General features: G+C 67.8%; 7 protein-coding genes and 1 pseudogene. 4 read left to right on the top strand and 4 right to left on the bottom strand.

Translation table 11 applies throughout. The annotated features are described in order from the left end of the window. The 3 genes from JMF90_RS22000 to JMF90_RS22010 all read right to left on the bottom strand — a co-directional run. Nucleotides 1-263, bottom strand: a 263-nt coding sequence (locus tag JMF90_RS22000) for a cytochrome b (protein ID WP_201325426.1), incomplete at its 3' end; no start/stop codon positions are given. Further along, nucleotides 260-1,327: a catalase family peroxidase gene (locus tag JMF90_RS22005; RefSeq protein ID WP_050809577.1), complete on the bottom strand. Its 1,068-nt coding sequence runs from the start codon at nt 1,325-1,327 to the stop codon at nt 260-262. The genes JMF90_RS22005 and JMF90_RS22000, both read right to left, overlap by 4 nt. 355 nt (nt 1,328-1,682) lie before the next feature. After that, nucleotides 1,683-3,056, bottom strand: a complete 1,374-nt coding sequence (locus JMF90_RS22010) for a M23 family metallopeptidase (RefSeq protein WP_011548600.1) — start codon at nt 3,054-3,056, stop codon at nt 1,683-1,685. A 280-nt stretch (nt 3,057-3,336) separates the two neighbouring features. Here JMF90_RS22010 and JMF90_RS22015 point away from each other — a divergent pair, with 280 nt between their 5' ends. Next, the gene (locus JMF90_RS22015) at nt 3,337-4,206 is read left to right on the top strand and encodes a mechanosensitive ion channel family protein (protein ID WP_041489436.1); all 870 of its coding nucleotides are present in this window, start codon (nt 3,337-3,339) and stop codon (nt 4,204-4,206) included. A gap of 34 nt (nt 4,207-4,240) precedes the next feature. Here the strand turns inward: JMF90_RS22015 and JMF90_RS22020 are convergent, their stop codons facing one another. Beyond that, on the bottom strand, nt 4,241-4,375 hold the full coding sequence (locus JMF90_RS22020) for a hypothetical protein (protein ID WP_372237116.1): 135 nt from the start codon (nt 4,373-4,375) through the stop codon (nt 4,241-4,243). A gap of 25 nt (nt 4,376-4,400) precedes the next feature. Between JMF90_RS22020 and JMF90_RS40720 the strand changes: the two are divergent. From JMF90_RS40720 to JMF90_RS40185, 3 genes and pseudogenes are all read left to right on the top strand, one after another. Next, nucleotides 4,401-4,505: pseudogene (locus tag JMF90_RS40720) on the top strand (Lrp/AsnC family transcriptional regulator); the annotation flags it as partial. A gap of 70 nt (nt 4,506-4,575) precedes the next feature. After that, nucleotides 4,576-4,881, top strand: a complete 306-nt coding sequence (locus tag JMF90_RS22030; RefSeq protein WP_041489500.1) for a hypothetical protein — start codon at nt 4,576-4,578, stop codon at nt 4,879-4,881. Between the two features lie 372 nt (nt 4,882-5,253). Next, nucleotides 5,254-5,530, top strand: a 277-nt coding sequence (locus JMF90_RS40185; protein ID WP_236598019.1) for a hypothetical protein, incomplete at its 3' end; no start/stop codon positions are given.

The raw sequence follows: 5,530 nt of genomic DNA on the forward strand, positions 1-5,530 counted from the left end.
TGCCAATACGGCAGACTAGCCGGCAGTGCCGGCGGCCGGCTGCGCACCCGATTCGCGACGCGCAGCAGCGCCAGCACAAGGATCGCGATACCCAGCGGCCGATGCAGGTCGATCAGCCAGATCCGGTGATGCAACGACGTCATCATGCCGGCGCCGATGAACAGCATGGCCAGGATCATCGCGGCCATCAGCCAGTGCAGACCGCGCGCCAGCGCGTTGAAATGGTGCGGCGCGCCACCGCTCGCCAGCTTGTGCGTATTCATTTGACCCCCTGCTTGCCGACTGCCTCGGTCGCCTTGCCGTAGCCGATTTCGCGTTCGCGGCGATTGAACGAATGCGCGTACGCTCCCGAGCGCGCGTTCAGGATCGGATCGTTCGACACCGCGACGCCCGCGGGCACGATCGACGGATCGAAGTTGATGTCGCGACACGCGCCCTCGGCCTGTTCGACGACACGCGTCATTTCCAGCGTGCCGGCGACGAGTTGCTTGCGATCGGCCGGCCACGGCTGCGACGCGTCGTCGACCGGATCGCCCGGCTGCGCGAGTTGCAACACGTAGTCCCAATGGAGCGGCTTGCGCGCGAGCCGCTCGCGCACGCCTTCGAACAGGAAGTCGTGGTCGGCCTTCTGCCGCTGCGCATCGCTCATCGGCATGAACGGGTCATGCGGGCGCATCATCCAGCGCACCGGCTGCCGGTGTCCGTCGGCGGCCACGAGATAGAAGGCATTGACGCTGTAGAACGTCGCGCCCGCGAAACTGCCCGGAGCCGGTTCCTGCGCCGCCCATTTCATGAACTTCTCCGCCTCCGGGTACGCTTTCAGGAACGCGGACACCCGCGCCGGGTCTGGCTGGCCCGTGGCCGGGTCAGGCGCGGTCGCCTGCTGCATGGCCAGAAAGCCCTCCGGTTCGTGTGTCGCGAAGTACGGCTGGTTGTTCATCGCCATGCGCCATTGCTGCTTGTCATCGGTCGTCAGCAGCAGAGCCATGCTCAGCGTCGTCGTGGAGTTGTCGGCCGCGTACGGGCTGCCGGTGCCGATCGAGAGTCGTCCGACGACCGGGATGTCCGCCTGCGTGAAGACACGCGCGGTCGACAACGGCACCGCCGCGCGGTCGGGACGGAACGTGCCGACGAAGCAGACGCCCTTGCCGTGCGCGCGGCGAAAGCCGGGCGGAAACGGCTGCGGGGTTTCCGATACCAGCGATACGCTGGTCGTGCGCGAACCAATCCAGCCGGCCGTCCACGCAAGGGTCGACGTCAGTGCGCCGCCAGCGCCCCCCACGTGCGTGTCGACCTGAAATCCAGTTTTGACATAGATGGTTTTCATCCCGTTGTGTCGTCGTGCGTGCCGCGCCATGTTTTGCCCAGCGCGGTCGTCTATGCATGAAGCGCGCGGCCGCGCTCACGAGCGCCGCCGGGTGCGCACGATCGAGTGGATTGAGGTACGAACGCGGTCGCGATGACCCGCTGTGGGAATCGCCACGCGCGTTGCATCCGAAAATCTTAGCGACGGGGCAAAAGCGGAACCATCAGACCAGGCTGAAATCGTCAACGGGGTGTAGGACCAGTCCGGCCGCGCGCGCAGCGTCGTTGCGCGCATGCCGAGACGGCGGGTGTCGGTTGGCCCATGCAACGATGCCGGCCATTGCGGCCAGCATCGAGGAGCGGGCAACTGCTAGCGGTCAGCCCGCATGGGATGCGGAGCGCGTCGACATCGCCACGGGTTGCGCCCAAGTGGCCGATGCTAGCTGAATGCGCGCATCACGCGCCACGCGGTTGAACGCCACGCGTTGCGCACCCTTCAGTTTCGCCGCTCTGGCTGCGTGCACGAGCTCGATCGGATCGACGAGGCGCGCATGCCGGCGCACCTCGAAGTGCAGATGCGGGCCGGTCGCCGTTCCCGTGCTGCCGACCGCGCCGACGCGTTGACCGCGCGTCACGCGCGCGCCGGTTCGCAACGTCGGCTCGAACGCCGACAGGTGCGCGTAGTACGACGCGTAACCGCCGTCATGACGAATCACCACGTACTTGCCATAGCCGCGCGGCTCGGTGCCGATGAACGTCACGACGCCGCGCTCCGACGCATGAACGGCGCGGCCCGCCGGCGCCGCGAGATCGACGCCCGAATGCACGTGACGCGCACCGCTCACCGGATGCACGCGCGCGCCGAACAGCGAGCTGATGCGCGTCGCGGCGACCGGCATCGCGAAGCGTGCGCCGGCGAGCGGCATGCCGTCAAACTCGTAATAGGCGCCCGGCGAGCCGGCCTGCGCGGCGAACCACACGGCCGCGACGCGCTGCCCGCGAAAGCGGACATCGAGCGCCGTCACGCGTACGCGGCCCGGCCGCGTTGCGCCATGGTCCGGCTCGAATGCCACGCGGAAGGTGTCGCCCTGCGCGCCGCGCTGCGTCGGATCGATGCGCCCGGCCAGCATGTGGGCGATCTGCGCGGCGACGCCGGCCGGCAGATCGGCGCGCGCCAGCGACGCGTGCAGGCTGCCGACGATCGCGCCGGCGCGCGTGCCGCGATCCGGCTGCGCGAGCGTGAACGGCTCGGCGGAGGCCAGATCGACCGGACCGTGCGCGAACGCCGGCTGCGCACCCGTCGCGGGCAGCGCCGACGCCAGCCCGTAATCGAACCGCGCCGCATAGCCGCGTTCGACCGCACCGCGCGCGGTATCGCACAGCACGCGATATGCAACGCAGGCGCCGAAGCGCACCACCGGATCGTCGCGCCCGGTGCCTGCCGACACGTTCCACGCATGCGATGCATAAGCGACGTCGAGCGGCGCGGCGGACGATGCACGCAGGCCGCCCCACGTCGTGCGCGCGGAATTGAAGAAAGGCACGTCGCCAAGATCGGTGGTTTCCGCCGTCGCGGGCGCGGCCGGCGCGGCGTCGTGAAACGCCTGCGCTGCCGCGCCCTGTGCGCCGGCCACGCACGCCGCCGCGACGATGCCGCGCAGGAACGCACGACCCATCGGAAAACGGTGAACGCCGCGTGACGCGGGTCGACCTTGCTCGCGTGCGACACGGAAACGCAGGTCTGACCGCATGACGTCGTCACTCGCTATTCAATGAAAAATCGGGAAAGAACCGGACATCGCTGAGGAACGATCGTCGCGATCCGGCTACTCGACAGCGAGTGTATCGGCGTGGTCGAAACGGCTAAATAGGACTCGTCTTATTTGTTAAGAATGCCGCTTAATACTCGTACTAAAACAATGCCGCCGGGACGCCATGCATTCGCGCGAAACCCGCCGCGCCGTGTACAGTCGAGGGCTGCCGGCGCGCGACACGCGCCGCGCACTGTGTCTTCAACACCGGAATCCCGTCATGTTTCTCGATCAACTTCATCCGGAACGCTGGACGTTCCTGTGGAACGCGTTGTCCACCCTCTCCCTCAAGCTGTCCGCCGCCCTGGCGCTGCTCGTCGCCGGCTGGTGGCTGTCGAAACGCGTCGGCAACTGGCTGAACCGGCTGCTCTCGAACAAGGAGCGCGTCGACGACACGCTGCGGCCGATCCTCTGCGACGTCGCGGTATGGGGCATCCGCATCGTCGCGATCGTCGGCGCGCTGTCGCAGCTCGGCATCGAAACCGCGAGCATCGTCGCAGTGCTCGGCGCGGCCGGGCTGGCCATCGGGCTCGCGCTGCAGGGCACGATGCAGAACATCGCGGCCGGCATCATGCTTCTGCTGCTGCGGCCGTTCAAGGTCGGCGACTACATCGACGGCGGCTCAGGCGTCGCGGGCACCGTCGAAGAGGTCGGGCTCTTCATGACGCGCCTCACGAAGCCGGATGGCATCTGCGAGTACGTGCCGAACAGCGCGCTGTGGGGCAGCTCGATCCGCAACTACACGCGCAACCCGACGCGCCGCCTCGATCTCGAAGTGGAAGTGTCCGTGCACGACGATATCGATCGCGCGCTCGCTGCGCTGCATGCGCTGGCCGTGGCCGATCCCGACGTGCTGCAGGACCCCGCGCCGGACGTGATGGTGATGCGCTTCGACGACAGCACGGCCGTCGCGAACATGCGCGTGTGGACGCATACCGACAAGTTCTGGACGATGCGCTGGCGCCTCGCGCGCCAGGTGCGCAAGACGCTCGCCGACGCGGATTGCGCGCTGCCGATCCGCACACGGGAGCTGCACATCGTGCACGACGCGGCACGCCGCGCGGACGATACGCGCGTGCGAGTTTCGTAAGGCTGCGCGGCGCGGGACGCGCCCCGCTGCGACGTTACATCCAGACGATGTCGAGCAGCACCTTCCTGCCGCTCTTGCAGGTGAACACCGAGATCGCGCCGTGCTTCAGGTCGCCCCGCGGCGTGATGCGCGTTTCGCCGATCGCGCCGCGATAGACTGTGACCGGCATCGCGGCCAGCACCTTCGCCGGGTGCCTCGAGCGCGTGCAGAGGAAGCAGGTCGGCGTATCGTCGATTCAGTCGAGTCTCGCGTTGCGCGAAGTGAAGTTCTCGTCACGCGTGCCGGTGCCGGACGCGTGACCGTTCATGCCTTTCAGGCGCCCACACACGGGCATCCGTCGTCGATCGTCATCCCATGGAGCGCTACCCGATGAAACGTTACTTTCCCACCGCGTCGTTTGCCGCCGCGATCGCCTGCGCATTCGCATTGAGCGCCTGTGCGGCGCAATCGTCCGCGCCGGCTGCTGCTTCGGCACCGGCCGATAATGCCGCGCCAGTGGCCCCGCCGCTGGTCGGCGGCGATCGCGACGCGCACGGCTGCATCGGCTCGGCCGGCTACGCGTGGTGCGAGCGGACGCAGCAGTGCGAGCGTCCGTGGGAACTTGCGAAGGCGCGGGGGGTCGCGAATTCGGCGCAGGCTTACGAGCAGTTCTGCCGGAACGGCGGAACGAAGTGAAGTGATGCGCGTGAACGGGTCGCGGTGCAACGCCGCGATCCGATGATGTTCCGGTCTGGTGCATGGCCCCTCCATCGCACGCATTCGACCCGCCGATCCCCATCGATTTTCCCGCGTCGCGCACCGTCATTCCGGAAACCCGGACACGCAAAAAACCCCACGAAAACAGGGATATTCGCCGCCTGCGACACGTTGTCCGAGTTCGGTTATATTACGCGCCCCTTGCCACCCCGCCCCCGCAAAACGCGTCGCACGCGGCCCCTTTCAACGCAGCCTGAAGCGCCGTCCGCTCAGGCTTGCCGCCCGGGCCCGGGCGCGTGGCGCACCCTCGCGACGCAGGCGCTTGCCTGCCCGCGGGAAGCCGATCCGAAGGTGTCCTTCCGAATCGCTTCGCGTGCGCAAATGCAACGGCGCGCCGCGCCGATCCGGAATTCCGGATTCGCGGTCCGAATCTCCGGACCCGCGTTCCGGCGCCACGGAACCGCGCGCCGGGCGGCATGGCAAACCGATGCATCCAAGTTGAAAAAGGGATCTGCTGTGATCAAAACGTTACGGGTAATACTGTCGGCGCTCGCGCTGTGCGTCGCGACATCGTCGGCGCACGCCGCCGATACGAAGAAAGTCGATGTCCTGCTGGTGGGCGGCGGCA

It is taken from the genome of Burkholderia sp. E168m23, from assembly GCF_016586125.1.
Classification (GTDB): Bacteria; Pseudomonadota; Gammaproteobacteria; order Burkholderiales; family Burkholderiaceae; genus Burkholderia; species Burkholderia orbicola.

Excerpts from the sequence above, each read along its gene's own strand:
- JMF90_RS22010 (WP_011548600.1), bottom strand. The coding sequence starts at position 3,056 with ATGCGGTCAGACCTGCGTTTCCGTGTCGCACGCGAGCAAGGTCGACCC.
- JMF90_RS22005 (WP_050809577.1), bottom strand. The coding sequence starts at position 1,327 with ATGAAAACCATCTATGTCAAAACTGGATTTCAGGTCGACACGCACGTG.
- JMF90_RS22015 (WP_041489436.1), top strand. The coding sequence starts at position 3,337 with ATGTTTCTCGATCAACTTCATCCGGAACGCTGGACGTTCCTGTGGAAC.
- JMF90_RS22030 (WP_041489500.1), top strand. The coding sequence starts at position 4,576 with ATGAAACGTTACTTTCCCACCGCGTCGTTTGCCGCCGCGATCGCCTGC.
- JMF90_RS22020 (WP_372237116.1), bottom strand. The coding sequence starts at position 4,375 with ATGCCGGTCACAGTCTATCGCGGCGCGATCGGCGAAACGCGCATCACG.